General features: G+C 72.9%; 19 protein-coding genes and 1 riboswitch. Of the genes, 13 read left to right on the forward strand and 6 right to left on the reverse strand.

Annotation, left to right across the window (positions count from 1 at the left end; genetic code table 11):
* The first annotated feature begins 10 nt into the window (after positions 1-10).
* A complete protein-coding gene (locus Aeryth_RS02215) occupies positions 11-304 on the forward strand; it encodes a WhiB family transcriptional regulator (RefSeq protein ID WP_067854091.1) in 294 nt (97 codons plus the stop codon).
* Between the two features lie 10 nt (positions 305-314).
* Here the strand turns inward: Aeryth_RS02215 and Aeryth_RS02220 are convergent, their stop codons facing one another.
* The gene (locus Aeryth_RS02220) at positions 315-1466 is read right to left on the reverse strand and encodes an AI-2E family transporter (protein ID WP_067854094.1); all 1152 of its coding nucleotides are present in this window, start codon (positions 1464-1466) and stop codon (positions 315-317) included.
* Between the two features lie 10 nt (positions 1467-1476).
* Positions 1477-2172, reverse strand: a complete 696-nt coding sequence (locus Aeryth_RS02225; protein WP_067861218.1) for a uracil-DNA glycosylase — start codon at positions 2170-2172, stop codon at positions 1477-1479.
* 101 nt (positions 2173-2273) lie between these two features.
* Here Aeryth_RS02225 and Aeryth_RS02230 point away from each other — a divergent pair, with 101 nt between their 5' ends.
* Positions 2274-3497, forward strand: coding sequence for an MFS transporter (locus tag Aeryth_RS02230; protein ID WP_067854097.1), 1224 nt, complete (start codon positions 2274-2276; stop codon positions 3495-3497).
* Between the two features lie 77 nt (positions 3498-3574).
* Positions 3575-4282, forward strand: coding sequence for a GAP family protein (locus tag Aeryth_RS02235; RefSeq protein ID WP_067854100.1), 708 nt, complete (start codon positions 3575-3577; stop codon positions 4280-4282).
* Positions 4283-4307: 25 nt separating this feature from the next.
* Here Aeryth_RS02235 and Aeryth_RS02240 read toward each other — a convergent pair whose 3' ends face one another.
* Both Aeryth_RS02240 and Aeryth_RS02245 read right to left on the reverse strand, forming a co-directional pair.
* Positions 4308-5765 carry an alpha,alpha-trehalose-phosphate synthase (UDP-forming) gene (locus Aeryth_RS02240; RefSeq protein ID WP_067854103.1) on the reverse strand — a complete coding sequence of 486 codons (1458 nt, stop codon included), beginning with the start codon at positions 5763-5765 and terminating at the stop codon, positions 4308-4310.
* 74 nt (positions 5766-5839) lie between these two features.
* Complete coding sequence (locus Aeryth_RS02245) at positions 5840-6883, reverse strand: Gfo/Idh/MocA family protein (protein WP_067854106.1); 1044 nt, start codon at positions 6881-6883, stop codon at positions 5840-5842.
* Between the two features lie 73 nt (positions 6884-6956).
* Here Aeryth_RS02245 and Aeryth_RS02250 point away from each other — a divergent pair, with 73 nt between their 5' ends.
* From Aeryth_RS02250 to Aeryth_RS02265, 4 genes are read left to right on the forward strand one after another with little or no spacing between them, the layout of a single operon-like run.
* Entirely contained in the window at positions 6957-7253 is a 297-nt protein-coding gene (locus tag Aeryth_RS02250; RefSeq protein WP_067854109.1) for a DUF3263 domain-containing protein, read from the forward strand.
* A gap of 14 nt (positions 7254-7267) precedes the next feature.
* The gene (locus Aeryth_RS02255) at positions 7268-7840 is read left to right on the forward strand and encodes a LytR C-terminal domain-containing protein (protein WP_067854114.1); all 573 of its coding nucleotides are present in this window, start codon (positions 7268-7270) and stop codon (positions 7838-7840) included.
* Positions 7841-7888: 48 nt separating this feature from the next.
* Positions 7889-8707, forward strand: a complete 819-nt coding sequence (gene otsB, locus Aeryth_RS02260) for a trehalose-phosphatase (RefSeq protein WP_067854117.1) — start codon at positions 7889-7891, stop codon at positions 8705-8707.
* On the forward strand, positions 8704-9192 hold the full coding sequence (locus tag Aeryth_RS02265) for a hypothetical protein (RefSeq protein WP_236749800.1): 489 nt from the start codon (positions 8704-8706) through the stop codon (positions 9190-9192). The genes otsB and Aeryth_RS02265 overlap by 4 nt, the downstream gene beginning before the upstream one ends.
* 9 nt (positions 9193-9201) lie before the next feature.
* On the opposite strand, the gene Aeryth_RS02270 is transcribed toward Aeryth_RS02265, so the two are convergent.
* Positions 9202-9573: a hypothetical protein gene (locus tag Aeryth_RS02270; RefSeq protein WP_067854121.1), complete on the reverse strand. Its 372-nt coding sequence runs from the start codon at positions 9571-9573 to the stop codon at positions 9202-9204.
* Positions 9574-9799: 226 nt separating this feature from the next.
* Positions 9800-9926: riboswitch (SAM riboswitch) on the forward strand.
* 73 nt (positions 9927-9999) lie between these two features.
* On the opposite strand from Aeryth_RS02270, the gene thrC reads away from it, so the two are divergent.
* Both thrC and Aeryth_RS02280 read left to right on the forward strand, forming a co-directional pair.
* Positions 10000-11253 carry a threonine synthase gene (gene thrC / locus Aeryth_RS02275; RefSeq protein WP_067861222.1) on the forward strand — a complete coding sequence of 418 codons (1254 nt, stop codon included), beginning with the start codon at positions 10000-10002 and terminating at the stop codon, positions 11251-11253.
* Between the two features lie 40 nt (positions 11254-11293).
* Positions 11294-11572 carry a ubiquitin-like small modifier protein 1 gene (locus tag Aeryth_RS02280; RefSeq protein WP_067854124.1) on the forward strand — a complete coding sequence of 93 codons (279 nt, stop codon included), beginning with the start codon at positions 11294-11296 and terminating at the stop codon, positions 11570-11572.
* Between the two features lie 421 nt (positions 11573-11993).
* On the opposite strand, the gene Aeryth_RS02285 is transcribed toward Aeryth_RS02280, so the two are convergent.
* Entirely contained in the window at positions 11994-12407 is a 414-nt protein-coding gene (locus Aeryth_RS02285; RefSeq protein WP_067854128.1) for a DUF4870 domain-containing protein, read from the reverse strand.
* A gap of 235 nt (positions 12408-12642) precedes the next feature.
* On the opposite strand from Aeryth_RS02285, the gene Aeryth_RS02290 reads away from it, so the two are divergent.
* The 4 genes from Aeryth_RS02290 (at position 12643) to Aeryth_RS17800 (ending at position 15457) form a co-directional block, all read left to right on the forward strand.
* Entirely contained in the window at positions 12643-12843 is a 201-nt protein-coding gene (locus tag Aeryth_RS02290; RefSeq protein ID WP_067854132.1) for a cold shock domain-containing protein, read from the forward strand.
* Between the two features lie 102 nt (positions 12844-12945).
* On the forward strand, positions 12946-14826 hold the full coding sequence (locus Aeryth_RS02295; RefSeq protein ID WP_067854135.1) for a hypothetical protein: 1881 nt from the start codon (positions 12946-12948) through the stop codon (positions 14824-14826).
* Positions 14823-15032, forward strand: coding sequence for a hypothetical protein (locus Aeryth_RS02300; protein WP_067854138.1), 210 nt, complete (start codon positions 14823-14825; stop codon positions 15030-15032). Before Aeryth_RS02295 ends, Aeryth_RS02300 begins: the two co-directional genes overlap by 4 nt.
* Positions 15029-15457, forward strand: a complete 429-nt coding sequence (locus tag Aeryth_RS17800) for a cupredoxin domain-containing protein (RefSeq protein ID WP_067854141.1) — start codon at positions 15029-15031, stop codon at positions 15455-15457. Before Aeryth_RS02300 ends, Aeryth_RS17800 begins: the two co-directional genes overlap by 4 nt.

The raw sequence follows: 15457 nt of genomic DNA on the forward strand, positions 1-15457 counted from the left end.
GGAGTGCACGATGGCAAACCTCAAGAACCTCCCGCTCCCGCTGCAGGAGGTCTACGAGTGGCAGTACCAGGGCGCGTGCCAAGGCCTGGAGTCCGCCCGCTTCTTCTCCCCCGACGCCGAGCGCGGCTCACGACGACGCGACCGCGAGTCCGCGGCCAAGGCGATCTGCGCGACCTGCCCCGTCATCAACGAGTGCCGCGAGCACGCGCTGGCCGCCCGCGAGCCCTACGGCGTGTGGGGCGGTCTGACCGAGCACGAGCGCACGGAGATCCTGGCGCAGTCGCAGCGCGACATCGCCTCCTGAGCGACCGGGCTCAGTCGGGGTCGAGGGCCGTCCGGCCCTCGGCCAACAGGTCCGCGGCGTGCTTGTCCTCGGCCGGGGCCTGCGGGTCGACGTTCCGGTCGATCTGCTCGTTGAGGTAGCGGAACAGCTCCGCCGACGCCGCGGCGACCGGCACGGCGAGGAACGCTCCGGTCACGCCGAACAGCGTGCCGCCGGCCGTGACCGACATCAGCACGACCCCGGCGTGCAGGTTCATCGTCTTGCCCTGCAGCCACGGCGACAGCACGTTGCCCTCGAGCTGCTGGACCGCGATGACGATGAGCGCGGCGATGACCGCCGCCTTGAAGTTGTTGGTCACGAGGGTCACGAGCACGGCCAGGATCCCGCTGGCGAACGCGCCGATGATCGGGATGAACCCGCCGAAGAACGTGATGACGGCCAGCGGGATCGCCAGCGGCACGCCGAGGATCGCCAGACCGATGCCGATGAGGACCGCGTCGATGAACGCGACGAGGCTCTGGGTGCGGATGAAGCCGCCGATGGTGCCCCACACGCGAGCGAGCAGCTCGCTCACGTGCATGCCGGCGCGCTGGCCGCCCAGCGTCGCGAGCCACGGCAGGAACCGGTGCCCGTCCTTGATGAAGAAGAACGTCAGCATCAGGATGAGCACCAGGTTCAGCACGGCGTTCGTCGCGGCGCTCAGCGTGGAGAAGATGCCCGAGCTGATGGCCGCGGCGCTGTCCTGCAGGCGGTCCTGGACGGCGGCGATCGCGCGCGTGATCTGCCCGTCGGACAACGAGAGCGGTCCGTCGGTGAGCCAGTTGCGCACCTCCTGCAGGCCGCCGGAGGCCTGCTTGGCGATGGCGGGCGCCTGACCGGCCACCTGCGGCGTGAGGATGGCGATGGTGGCCACGACGATGCCGAGGAACGTCAGCATGACGATGAGCGCGGCCAGCGTGCTGGGCACCTTGTGCCGACGCAGCCAGCTGACGGGTGGGGACAGCACCGTCGCCACGAGCAGCGCGATCGACAGCGGGAAGAAGACCATCCAGAGGCTGCCGACCACCCAGCCGAGCACGAAGAGGGCCGCGGCCACCACGACGAGACGCAGGCCCCAGCGCTGCATGGTGGCGAAGGCCTCGTCGATGACGACGGCCCGGTCGCGGACGCGGGGGGTGCTCATGGGGCTCAGCCTAGGCGGACGGCTCCGCCACCGGCGGCAGCCGCCAGTCGACCGGCGCGGTGCCGAGCGTCCTGAGGTGCTCGTCGACCCGGCTGAACGGTCGCGAGCCGAAGAAGCCGCGCGACGCCGACAACGGGCTGGGGTGCGGGCTCGCGACCACCGGCACGTCGCCGAGCAGCGGCTGCAGGTCCTGCGCCTGACGTCCCCAGAGGACGGCGACGAGCGGTGCGTCGCGGGCGACGAGGGCGCGGATGGCCTGCTCGGTGACCTTCTCCCACCCCATCCCGCGGTGGCTGGCCGGGGCGCCGACGCCGACGGTGAGCACGCGGTTGAGCAGCAGCACGCCCTGCGCGGCCCAGGCGCTCAGGTCGCCGTGCGGCGACCGTGGGACGCCGAGGTCGGCCTCCAGCTCGGTGAAGAGGTTCGCGAGGCTGCGCGGGACGGGGCGCACGTCGGGCTGCACCGAGAACGAGAGCCCCATGGGGTGTCCGGGCGTGGGGTAGGGGTCCTGACCGACGACGAGCACCTTGACGTCGGCGAACGGCTCGCGGAAGGCGCGCAGGATCGCGTCGCCGGCCGGGAGCCAGGGACGGCCCTCGGCCGTCTCGCGGCGCAGCACGTCGCCGAGGCGGTGGATCTCGTCCTCGACCGGGGCGAGGGCGTCGGCCCAGCCGGGCCCGACGACGTCGCGGAGAGGGTGCGGCATGTCCCGCATTCCACCAGACGCTGGGGTGTCGTCGCCCGCCGCCGTTGCCCTGACCACCGCCGAGGGCCGACGTCGCGGCGACGTCTAGACTGCTCGGCGCAGTGTCAGCCATCACCGCGTACCGCACGCTGCTGCGGATCGTCGGGCCCGCCTACGTCGTCGTAGCCTTCCTCGGGCGAGTTCCGCTTGCCATGAGCCAGATGGGCACGCTGCTGCTGGTCAGCGCCGCGACGGGACGGTACGCGCTCGGCGGTGCCGCGGCGGGAGCCCTGGCCGTCGCGAACGCCGTCGGCGCCCCGTTCTTCGGCTCGCTCGCCGACCGGGTCGGGCAGCGACCGGTGGTCCTGGCGCAGTCGTGGGCGGGCGGCGCGGGGCTCGCCGCGATCGTGTGGACCACGCAGGCGGGTGCGTCGCCGGCGGTCATCGTCGCCGTCGCCGCGCTGGCCGGTCTCGCGACGCCGCAGATCGGGCCCCTCGCCCGGGTCCGCTGGCAGCCGATCACGAAGGACGCGCTCGACCAGCGTCGCCTCGTCGACGCGGCCTTCTCCTACGAGGGCGCCGCCGACGAGGTCTCGTTCGTGCTCGGTCCGGCCACCGTCGGCCTGCTCGCCGTCGTCGTGGCACCGGGCGACGCGCTGCTCGTGGCGGGCGGGGTGCTGGTGGCCTTCGGCTCCTGGTTCGCGCTGCACCCGACCGCGGCGCTCACGCGGCCCGAGGCCGGCGCGGCGCGGTCGACGGCGCCGGTGCTGACGGCGGTGCTCGGCGTGCTGGCGCTCGCGCAGCTCTGCATCGGCATGGTCTTCGGCGCGACCCAGACGGGCTCCACGGTGCTGGCCACCGCGCAGGGCGAGCCCGGGCAGGCGGGCCTGATCCACGCGACGCTGGGCGTCGGGAGCGCCATCGCCGGGCTCGCGATCGCGGCGCTGCCGGAGCGGATCGGGTACCCGACGCGCATGGTCGCGTCGGCGGCCGCGCTGCTCGTCCTCTCGGCGCCGCTGCTGCTCGTGCAGACGATCGGCCAGCTCGTCGCCGTCATCGCCCTGCTCGGCTTCGCGGTGGCGCCCTACATGATCAGCAACTTCGCCATGGCGGGTGAGGTGGTCGTGCCCGAGCGGGTGGGCACGGCCATGACGCTGCTCGCCGGGGCCACCGGGATCGGCTACGCCCTGGGCTCGACGCTCGCCGGCCGGCTTGCCGACCTCGGCGGCCACACCCCGGCCTTCGCGGTCACCGTGTCCGCGACCGCGCTCGCCCTCGTCGTCTCGGTCCTGTTCCGGGCGCGTCGCGGCCGCGGCGGCACGCGTCCGGACGTCCGTACGGCCTGAGCGATCCGGCACGCGCCCGGCTGCCGCGACCGCCACCGGATGTGGCACGGTCGTGACGTCGAGGAGAGGGAGGCGTCGTGACCTGGGCCGTGCTCGGTGGGCTGGTGCTGCTCGCCCTCGTCGACAGCACGAGCGCCGGCACGTTGCTGCTCCCGCTCTGGATGCTGGTCGCCCCACGGGTGCGGCCGAATCGGGTGCTGCTGTTCCTCGCCACGGTGGCGGTGTTCTACGCGGCGGTCGGCGTGGTGCTCCTGCTCGGCGTCGATGCCGTCCTCGACGCGGTCTCAGGCGCCGGAGACGCCCTCGCCCGCAACCGTCCGCTGGCCGTGGTGCAGCTGCTGGTCGGCGCGGCGCTGTTCTGGTGGAGCTGGCCCCTCGAGCGACGTGCCAAGGAGCGCGGTGGTCCGAGCCCGCGCGCCGTGCGGTGGCGGGCGGCGCTGCAGGGCGAGGGGGTGCCGGCGCGCACGACGGTGCTCGTCGCGCTCGTGGCGACCGTCCTCGAGCTGGCGACGATGCTGCCCTACCTCGCCGCGATGGGCCTGCTGTCGCGGTCCGGCCTCGAACGACCCTGGCAGCTCCTCGTGCTGCTCGGGTACGTCGCTGTCATGGTGCTGCCGGCCCTCGTGCTGCTCGCCCTGCGTCTGGTGGCGGCGCGCCGGGTGGAGCCGTGGCTCGAGCGCATCGACGCGTGGATGACGGCCCGCAGCGGCGTCGCGATGAGCTGGATCGTCGGCCTGGTGGGCTTCCTGGTCGGTGCCGACGCGCTGTCGCGCCTGACGACCTGAGCCGTCCCGGACGTCGCCGTCCTCGTCAGCGGCGCCGCGTGGTCGTCTCGGGGTTGTCGCGCGCGGGTCGCGGCGTCTTGTCGTGCGTGTGGCGCACGGTGCGCAGGTCGTCGAGGAAGCGCGTGGCCCACAGCTCGATGTCGTTCTCGACCACCTGCTTGCGCATCGCCTTCATGCGGCGGGTGCGCTCCTTCTCGGGCGCGCGGATCGCCTCGAGCAGCGCCTCCTTGAGACCGTTGATGTCGTAGGGATTCACCCGGTACGCCTGGCGCAGCTCGGCGGCCGCCCCGGCGAACTCGCTCAGCACCAGGGCGCCGTCGTCGTCGTAGCGGCACGCCACGTACTCTTTGGCGACGAGGTTCATCCCGTCGCGCAGCGGCGTCACGACCATGACGTCGGCCGCGCGGTACAGCGCCGCCATCTCCTCGCGCGGGTAGGAGGCGTGCAGGTAGGTGATGGGCTGCGCGCCGATCCGCCCGACGTCGCCGTTGATGCGACCGACGAGGCGGTCGATGTCGTCGCGCAGCAGCCGGTACTGCTCGACGCGCTCGCGCGACGGCGTGGCCACCTGCACGAAGACGGCGTCGTCGACGTCGACCGCACCCTCGGTGACCAGCTCGCCGAACGCGCGGAGCCGCTGCCGCAGGCCCTTGGTGTAGTCGAGGCGGTCGATGCCGAGCAGCACGCACCGCGGATTGCCAAGGCTCTCGCGGATCTCGGCGGCGCGGGCGACCACCTCGGGTCGGCGCGCCATCTCCTCGAACCCGGCCGCGTCGATCGAGATCGGGTAGGCGCGGGCCGTGACCGTCCGCCCGTCCTCGAGGTAGACCGTGTCGCGGTGCGTCTTGTGCCCGACCCGCTGACGCACCAGGCGGACGAAGTTCTGCGCCGCCCCCGGGAGCTGGAAGCCGACGAGGTCGGCGCCGAGCAGCCCCTCGAGGATGGAGCGGCGCCACGGCAGCTGCTGGAAGAGCTCGTTGGGCGGGAAGGGGATGTGCAGGAAGAAGCCGATGCGCAGGTCGGGGCGCAGCTCGCGCAGCATCTGGGGGACGAGCTGCAGCTGGTAGTCCTGCACCCAGACGACGGCGTTGCGCCGCGCGATCCGCGCCGCCTTCTTGGCGAAGCGACGGTTGACCTCGACGTAGGACTCCCACCACTCGCGGTGGAACTCCGGCGGGGCGACGACGTCGTGGTACAGCGGCCAGAGCGTCGCGTTGGAGAAGCCCTCGTAGTACTCCTCGTACTCCTGGCCGGTCAGGTGCACCGGCACGAGGGTGATGCCGTCGTGCTCGAACGTGCGCAGCTTCTCATCTGGTGCGCCGTGCCAGCCGATCCACGCGCCACCGTTGCGTCGCATGACGGGCTCGAGCGCCGTCACGAGACCACCGGGGGAGGTGCGCCAGGTGGTGCTGCCGTCGGGCTGGACCACACGATCGACGGGCAGCCGGTTGGCGATCACCACGAAGTCAGCCGTTGCCGCCATGCCCCCACCCTAGGGGGTCGCGCCGACGTCGCCCCTCGACGACGCACCTCGACGTCACGCGCGTCGGCGTCGGGTCAGGCGCGCGTGCGGACGCCGACCTGCTCGAGGATCGTGTCCATCAGCTCCTGCAGCTGCACGGTCGCGTCCAGCGGCAGCAGGTCGGACTCGGTGCGTCCCGCGCGCAGGCACGCGGCGACCTCGACCGCCTCGTGGGCGTAGCCCCGGCCGATCACCGGGACGTCGATCGTCTCGGCGTCGTCGCCGCGCACGAGGGTGAACGACGTGGGGTGGTGGAAGCGCCGCCCGATCTCGATGCGTCCCTCGGTGCCGGCCACGGAGGCCGTGTTGTCGGACTGCGCGAGCTGCGTCCACGCCAGGCTCGAGACGGGCTCGACCCCACGATCTCCGCACCCGTCGTGCACCAGCGTGGCCCCGCCGGCCACGTCGAAGCCGCGCTCGTGCAGCGCCCCTGCGGCGGCGACGGTGTGCGGCTGGCCGAGCAGCAGGTGCGCGAACGTGAGCGGGTAGATGCCGATGTCGAGCAGTGCGCTCGCGCCGAGCTCGGGCTCCCACAGCCGGGCCACGTCGGGGTCCGCGACGAAGCCCAGCTCGGCTCGCACCTCGCCCAGCTCTCCCAGCGCGCCGTCGCCGACGAGCCGCTGCACCTCCCGGATCACGGGGTTGGTGCGCATCCACATCGCCTCCGCGAGGAACAGACCGCGCTCGCGTGCGTGCTCGACCAGCCGTCGGCCGCTCGCGGCGTCGAGGGTCAGCGCCTTCTCGCACAGCACCGCCTTGCCCGCGTCGAGGCACAGCGTCGCGTCCTCCAGGTGGCGTCCGTGCGGGCTGGCCACGTAGACGACGTCGACCTCGGGGTCGGCCGCGAGCTCCTCGTAGCTGCCGTAGCCGCGGGCGTCGGCGGAGCCGTGCTCGGCCACGAAGGCCCTCGCCCGCTCCACGTCGCGCGAGCCCGCGGCGACGACCTCGTGGTCGTCCAGCAGGGCCAGGTCGCGGGCGAAGCTGCCGGCGATCTTGCCGGTCGCGAGCACGCCCCAGCGCAGCGGGCGGTCGGCGGGGACGGGCGCGGCAGGTACGGGTGCGGCGGGGGTCGGCGACATGTCCCACGCATACCAGACGATCCCGTCGTCGAAGCGAATGACAGGCGTGTGATTCCTGGGTTACGATCGGGCCATGAGTGCAGCGGAGCAGCCGACCCACGAGACGGCACGCCCCGGCGACACCCTGACCGAGCGCGATCTGGAGATGCTCGCGATGGAGCGGCTGTGGTGGCAGTTCGCGGGGGCCAAGGAGCAGGCCATCCGCGAGAAGTTCGACATGTCCGCCACCCGCTACTACCAGCTGCTCAACGCGCTGATCGACCGCGACGACGCCCTCGCCTTCGACCCGCTGCTGGTCAAGCGACTGCGTCGGCTGCGGGCCCAGCGCCAGCGCAGCCGGTCGGCGCGACGCCTCGGCATCGACCTCTGAGACGCGGGCGGCTGGTGTCCGACCACCGACGCACGGTGACGCGCCGGGCGTTCGTCCTGCCGTCCTGGGCGCTCGTCACGTCCGCCGTCGTCGTCCTGCTCGGTGCCGGCTGGCTCGGCTGGATCGTCGTCGAAGGCGATGACACCGCAGCCGTCGCCGCGCCGACGTCGAGCCCCTCGAGCACGACCAGCCCCACCGCCTCGGCCTCGCCGAGCGCGTCGCCCAGCCCCACGCCGAGCCCGACGCCGAGCAGGACGCCGAGCCCCAGCCCGTCGCCCACGCCGACCCCCACCCGGACCACGCCGCCCGTCGACCGTTCCGCCGTGCCGGTCTCGGTGCTGAACGCCACCCGGACGCCCGGCCTGGCCCGGTCGGCCGGCGCCACCGTCACCGCGCGTGGTTGGACGCTCGCGGGTGTCGGCAACTGGCGCGGCTACGTGCCGGCCAGCACCGTCTACTACCCGGCCGGACGCGAGGCCGAGGCGCGGCAGCTCGCCGCCGACCTGGGCGTCTCGGCGGTCGCCCCGGCACCCGCCGGCATCAACCAGCAGCGCCTCACGCTCATCGTCGTGGCGCCCGTCACCTGACCCCAGGTCACGCCCCGTGCGGCCCCGTCGCAGTGTCATGATGCTGGGGTGCCTGCGGCAGATCCCCTGACGACGTCCGACGTCCCGGCCTCCCTGCTCGTCGAGCCCGAGCGCATCCTCCTCGGCCTCGACTTCGACGGCACGCTCGCGCACGTCGTCGACGACCCGACGCAGGCGTTCGCGCACCCCGACGCGGTGTCGGCGGTCGCGCGGCTGGGCCACGTGCTGGGCCAGGTCGCGATCATCACCGGTCGCCCGGTCGACCAGGCGCTCGCGCTGAGCGGCTTCTCCGGCATGCGCGGCCTCGAGCACCTCGTCGTGTGCGGGCAGTACGGCGCCGAGCGGTGGGACGCGGCCACCGGCACGCACCTGCGGCCCGACCGCCCGGCGTCGGTGGCCCGGCTCGCGGAGGTGCTGCCCGCCTGGCTCGCCGCGCACGACGCCGCGCACGTGCGGATCGAGGACAAGGGGCTCGCCGTCGCCGTCCACACGCGCGGCATCGACGCCGGTCTCATCCACGCGCTCGACGCCCCTCTGCGCGCCCTGGCCCACGAGCTCGACCTCGAGGTCGAGCCAGGTCGTCAGGTGCTCGAGCTGCGCGGGCACGCGACCGACAAGGGCGTGGCGCTGCGCGGCCTGCTCGCGGAGACGGGACTGCGCCGGGTCGTCTACGCCGGCGACGACCTGGGCGACCTGCCCGCCTACGACGCCGTCGACCAGCTGCGCACCGACGGGGGCGAGGGGGTGCTCGTCGCGTCGGCGTCGGGGGAGCAGGACGCGCTCGTCGGCCGGTCCGACGTCGTGCTCGACGGCCCCGACGCGGTGGCCGCGTGGCTGACCGCCTGGGCGGACGCGCTCGACGCGTGAGCATCCACGGCGCCGCCGACGGCTCGTGGGTGGGTCGTGGCACGCACACGCGCTGGACACGCGTGCGCACGGTCGTGAACTGGGCGAACCTCAGCACGCCGGTCGGGCTGCTGGCGGCACGCGCCGGCGGGGCGAGCCTGCACCCCATCGGTCGGGGTGTGCTGGTCGCCACCGGGTGGCGCTGGCGGCGCGCCGGTGTCGACGCGACGACCGTCGGGTCGGTCGTGCTCACGCCGCGCGACGTCGCCTGGTTGCGGGCGCGACCGGCGCTGATGCGCCACGAGGACCGGCACGTCACCCAGTACGCGTGGCTGCTGGGGCCGGCGTTCCTGCCGCTGTACCTGCTCGCCGCCGCGGTCTCGTGGGTCGCCACCGGCGACACCGCGTCGTGGAACCCGTTCGAGCGGCTGGCCGGGCTCGTCGACGGCGGGTACCGACCCGCGCGCACGCGGTGGTCCCGCCGTCGACGGTCGCCCGGCTGCTGACGGTGGGTCTCAGCCGACCGTGGCACTCCCTCCGGTCCGTTGCGCCCACTCCAGACTCAGCCGGACGTCGTCGAGGCCGGCGTAGCGCGTCTCGACCCGCGCCACGCACACGGCGACGTCCGTCGGGTCGTCGTGCTCCTCGCACTCCGCCGTCGCCTCCGAGAGCGTCGGCGGGTGCTCGACGCTGCCGTCGAGCCGCGTGACCGAGAACCCGTACCGGGCGTCGCCCTCCACGGCGACGATCGTGCTGCCGGGCCAGGGCGGCGCGGCGTCGCCGGCCGACGGCGCACCCGGGCTGGACAGGGCGCCGGGCAGGGCGGGGCTGAACAGGAAGGGAGCCGCGAGGGCGGCGAGCAGGGCGGGGACGGGGGGAACGGGCACGGTGACCTCCGGATCGACGACGCCGGTCGGTCCGACGCCGCTCAGGACATGGCCGCTCGCGGCGGTCCGCGGTCCGCGGACCCAGCTGCTGTGGACGCGCGCCCGCGGGCCCGGCGTGCCACGCTCGGGCTGTGGACACCCGCCCTCCGGTGCTCGACCCGCGGACGCGCGATCTCGTCATCCGGACCGAGTGGACACATGGTGAGACGCCTGCCTAGGCTGGTCTCGCTCATCCAGAGGGGTTCAGGGACACGGCCCGACGACGCCCCAGCAACCAGCTCCGCACGTCCGCCCCGGACGCGGGAGCCAGGTGCTCATTCCGTCCCGACCACCGTGGTCGGGAAAGATGACCAGGAGGTTCTCGTGAGCATCATCGCCCCCACCCCCACCGCCGCAGGCACGTCCGGCTCCGCCGACGACGCCGAGGTGGACGTCCGCGGCTCGCTCCGAGACGGCGCCTTCGGCTCCGCGACGGGCCTTGTCTGTCGCGAGTGCGGCGCGACGCGCGAGCTCGGCCCGCACTACGCGTGCCACGACTGCTTCGGCCCGCTCGAGGTCGCCTACGACTTCGGCACGGTCACCCGCGAGCAGATCGAGGCCGGCCCGCGCAACATCTGGCGCTACAAGGCCCTGCTGCCGGTCCCCGAGGACATCGAGTCCAGCCCCAACACCGAGCCCGGCTTCACGCGCCTGCTCGAGGCCCGCAACCTCGCCGACGAGCTCGGCATCGCGCGGCTGTGGGTGAAGGACGACAGCACGAACCCCACCAACTCCTTCAAGGACCGCGTCGTCGCCTGTGCGCTGAGCGCCGCCACCGAGCTCGGCGCCAAGGTCTTCGCCTGCCCCTCGACCGGCAACCTGGCCAACGCCGTGGCCGCGGCGGGTGCCCGCGCCGGCATCCGCACGGTGGTCTTCATCCCGAGCAACCTCGAGACGCCGAAGCAGGTCAACTCGGCCGTCTTCACCGACAACCTGGTGGCCGTCGAGGGCAACTACGACGACGTCAACAAGCTCGCCAGCGAGATCGCCGGCGAGGAGGACGGCTGGGCGTTCGTCAACGTCAACGTGCGTCCGTTCTACGCGGAGGGCTCCAAGACGCTCGGCTACGAGATCGCCGAGCAGCTGGGCTGGCGCCTGCCCGACCAGATCGTCATCCCCGTGGCGTCGGGCTCGCAGCTCACGAAGGTGCACAAGGCGTTCCAGGAGCTGATCACGCTGGGGCTCGTCGAGGACAAGCCCTACAAGGTCTTCGGCGCCCAGGCCGAGGGCTGCAACCCGGTGGCCACGGCGTTCGCCGAGGGCCACGACGCGATCCGTCCGGTCAAGCCCGACACGATCGCGAAGTCGCTGGCCATCGGCAACCCCGCCGACGGCATCTACGTCCTCGACGTGACGCGCTCGACCGGCGGCGCCGTCGAGCAGGTCAGCGACGACGAGATCCGCGAGGCGATCGTGCTGCTCGCCCGCACCGAGGGCATCTTCACGGAGACGGCCGGCGGCACCACGCTCGCCACGCTCAAGAAGCTCGTGGCCACGGGCGCGCTCGACCCGGACCTCGAGACGGTCTTCATCAACACCGGTCACGGCCTGAAGACCCTCGACGCGGTGTCGGGCTCGGTCGGACCGGCCGCGACCATCGCCCCCACCTACGACGCGTTCGTGGCCTCCGGCCTCGCCTGAGCCCCGTCCGCCCAGCCCTCATCGAATCCAGGAGACCACTGTGTCCGTGTCCGTCCGCATCCCCACCATCCTGCGCAGCTACACCGGCGACTCCTCCTCGGTCTCGGCCGAGGGCGCCACGCTGACGGAGGTGCTCGACTCCCTCGAGTCGAACCACCCCGGCATCAAGGCGCGCATCGTCGACGAGGACGGCAAGCTGCGTCGCTTCGTCAACGTCTACGTCGCCGAGGAGGACGTCCGCTTCGCGCAGGGTCTGGACACGCCCGTGAAGGACGGCAGCCAGGTCAGCATCATCCCCGCCGTCGCTGGGGGCGCCTGACCCCGAGGGCGCCCCGCGCCCGAGCGGGTCAGGCGGGTCGAGTGGTGCGCGCCGGAGGCGCCTGGCTGTATCGAGACCTGGTGGGAGTCCAGACCTGGTCTGCCCTGAGGGCTGACACAGCACGGACGAGTAGTGCGCGCCGAAGGCGCCCCGCCTGGAGCCCGCGCACCCAGGGCGTGGCCGCGCGGGAGATCGAGACCTGGTGGGTGTGCAGACCCAGCCGCGCACGAGCCGTTGCCGGGTGGTCTCGATACGCCGGTCCGCGCTCCTTCGTCGCCGGACCGGCTACTCGACCAGCGGTGGTCGCTTGTCGTCATGGCTCCGTGGTCGGCGTCCAGCCGTTGCCGGGTGGTCTCGATACGCCTTCCCGCGCTCCTTCGTCGCCGGGACGGCTACTCGACCATCGGGATCGGCGGCGGGCTCAGCGGACGAACCGCGGCGTCAGCGGCGGGTTCCACCAGACGCCGTTGCTGGAGCGGACGGCGCCGAGGACGTGCAGCACGACGGCGACGACGATCACCAGCGGGTACAGGACGAAGCCGATGAGGACCAGCATCAGCAGGGCCGAGATCACGAGGTAGATCAGCGTCGTGATCTGGATGTTCAGGGAGTTGGCGGCCTGACGTCGCGCGAACTCGCCCTTGTCCTTGTACATGAGGTAGATGACGAGCGAGGCGACGAAGCCCAGCGTCCCGGCGCTCACCACGAGCGCGGCGGCGGGGATGGCGTGGACGACGACGCCGACGTTGCGCTCGGTCGTGTCGGGCGTCGCGGCGCTGCCGGACGTGGTGCAGAGGTTATCCTGGTCGTCGGGCCAGCCGGGGTACGCGCTCATGGGTCCTCTTCTCATGACGGGTGGTCTGCGTCCAGCCAAGCACGCCCGTCCTGGTCGCGCGACGTCTCCCGGGGTGGAGTCCGGGTCCCCCCAGGGGCACGGGGGTCCGAACCCTGGGGCGTCGGGGGATGTCCGGCGGGTGAACCGCACCCTTCTGCCGTTCGTCCGACGCGTATAGGCTCGGTGCCGGACCGGGCCGGTCCGGTGGTCGATCGCCGTCAGGTGGGAGTGCGTCATGGTGCAGGGCACCGTCAAGTGGTTCAACGCCGCGAAGGGCTACGGCTTCATCGAGGTGGAGGGCCAGGGCGACGTGTTCGTCCACTGGTCGCGCATCAAGTCCGACGGGTACAAGACGCTCGACGACGGCCAGTCCGTCGAGCTCGAGGTCGTCGACGGGCCGAAGGGCCGCGAGGCGCACGAGGTCGTCGGGCACTGATCCGGACGACGTCGGCGTGACCGTGGGGCGCGCCGTCGGGGCCCTCGCGGGCGGCTGTATCCGACACTTGCGGTGTCACATGGCCGCTGACATACTCCCGGAATGTTCCCCGCATCCCTCCGCGCCGCCGAGCCCTCCTCGGTCGGCGGGGCCGCCCTCGACCAGGTGCTCGGCCTCAGCGTCGGCGCCGCCGTCGTCACCGCGGTCCTCGTCTACGTCGCCTGGGCCCACCGCACCCACCGCATCGAGTGGTTCCAGCGTCTCGGCGACGCGCTGCACGCGCGCACCGGTGAGCCCGGCTGGGCGTCGATCCCGGCCCTGTTCGTCGCCAGCTCGCTCGTCGTGGCCCTCCTCGGCTTCCTCTGGGACGTCAGCCTGCACGCCGGGCGAGGTCGCGACGAGGGACCGCTCGCGAACCCCGCGCACTACCTGATCCTCTACGGGCTGTTCGCCCTCTTCGTCGCCGGCATGAGCGCGGTCGTGTTCCCGCGCGACGGCCAGAAGCCCGGCATCGCGTCGGTGCGGATCACCCGCCGCTGGTACGCGCCGGTGGCCGGCATCTTCATCGCGGCCTGCGGCTTCTACGCCCTCATCGGCTTCCCGCTCGACGACGTCTGGCACCGGCTCTTCGGCCAGGACGTCACGCTCTGGGGCCCGACGCACCTCATGCTCATCGGCGGTGCGGGTCTGTCCACGGCGGGCATCATCCTGCTGCACCGCGAGGCGGAGTTCTCCGAGGAGTGGAAGCGCTCGGCCGACAACCACAGCGCCCGCACGCTGCACAAGCTGACCCTCTCGATGGCGTTCGGTGGTCTGCTCATCGGCCTGTCGGTGTTCCAGGCCGAGTTCGACTTCGGCATCGCGCAGTTCCGCATGGTGTTCGCGCCGCTGATGATCGCCGCGGCGGCCGCGCTCACGCTGGTGGCCGCCCGTCTGTACGCCGGACCCGGCGCTGCCCTGTTCGCCGCGTTCTTCTTCGTCATCGTGCGCGGCGTGGTCTCCTTCATCGTCGGCGACGTGTTCGGCCAGGCGAACCACGTCTTCCCGCTCTACCTGGGCAGCGCCCTGCTCATCGAGCTGCTGGCGCTCAGCAGGCTCAAGGAGCGGCCGCTCGTCTTCGGCGCGGTCGGTGGCCTCCTCATCGGCACCGTCGGGTCCGTCATCGAGAAGTTCTGGAACGACGCCGTCTTCCAGTTCCCGTGGCCCCGGGACATCTGGCTGGAGAGCCTGGTCACCGTCGTCCCGGTCGCCGTCGGGGCGGGACTGTGCGGTGCGCTGTTCGCCGTGGGTCTCGACGGTCGGCTCCCCGTCAACCGCTGGGTGGGCCGCTCGATCGTGGTCGGGTCGATCCTCGTCACGTCGTTGGCCGTCGCCAACGGCCTGAACGCCACGGTCCCCGACGACGCGCAGGTGCGGTTCACGGTGCAGCAGGTCGGCACGGAGGACGAGCCCGAGGTCATGGTGCAGGCCACCACCACCGAGGGTCTCGTCGACGCGCACCCGACCTGGGTGCAGATCACCGCCTGGCAGGGCGGCGGCGCGGGCGTGGTCACGCAGCAGCTGCGTCGCACCGGGCCCGACTCGTGGGAGACCACGAGCCCGGTCCCGATCGGCGGCAGCTGGAAGACGCTCCTGCGCGTCCAGGACGGACGCATGCTCACCGCGGCCCCCATCTTCCTGCCCGCCGACGAGGCGCTGGGTGCGGAGGAGGTGCCGGCCGAGGCCGAGATGACGCGCGACTTCGTCCCGGAGATCACGATCCTGCAGCGTGAGCGCGAGCTCGACACGTCGCCCTGGCTCTGGGGTGCTGCGAACCTCGTGGTCCTCGTCTGCAGCCTGGCCATCCTGGCGGGCATCAGCGTGGCCGTGGCCCGGGTCTCCGGCGCGATCGCCCGCGAGGGTCGGCGGCGCCGCGAGGAGCTCGAGTCCGGACCCGGTGGCGGCGACGGCGTCGACGAGGGCAGCGGGGCCGGCCGGGCGTGACGCCCGGGGAGGTGCTGTGGGCGCACCACGCGGCCCTCGTCGCGATCCCGGCCTTCGTGCCGGCCATCGTGGTCGTGGCCGTCGTGCTCCACATCGCCCGCAAGGACCGTCGGGACGAGGCCGAGGAGCGTGAGCTGATCGAGCGTGCGTTCCGCCCCGACGACGATGCCCCCGACGAGACCGACGACGACAGGAGAGATCGATGAGGACCACGTGGGCCGGGTGCGTGCTCGGGGCCCTGCTGCTCGCCGGCTGCGGCGCGGGGGAGGACGTCCCCGACGCGTCGACGTCGTCGACCCCGTCGGCGACCGCCACCGCGACGGCGTCCGGCACACCCCCGACGAGCGCGACGCCGGACTCCGAGGGCGTGACGGTGGAGGTGAGGCTCACCGCCGACGGACCGCAGCCCCGCGGCAAGCGGGTGAAGGTGAAGGTCGGCGAGCCGGTCACGCTGACCGTGACGGCCGAGGTGGCTGACGAGGTGCACGTGCACTCCGACCCGGAGGTGAGCATCGACGTGCAGCCGGGTGAGACGGTGTCGCGCACGTTCACCCTCGATCGTCCGGGCCAGGTGGCGGTGGAGTCGCACGAGACCCACGCGACCATCGTCCAGCTCGTCGTCCGGCCCTGA

The sequence above is a fragment of the Aeromicrobium erythreum genome (genome assembly GCF_001509405.1).
Lineage (GTDB): Bacteria > Actinomycetota > Actinomycetes > Propionibacteriales > Nocardioidaceae > Aeromicrobium > Aeromicrobium erythreum.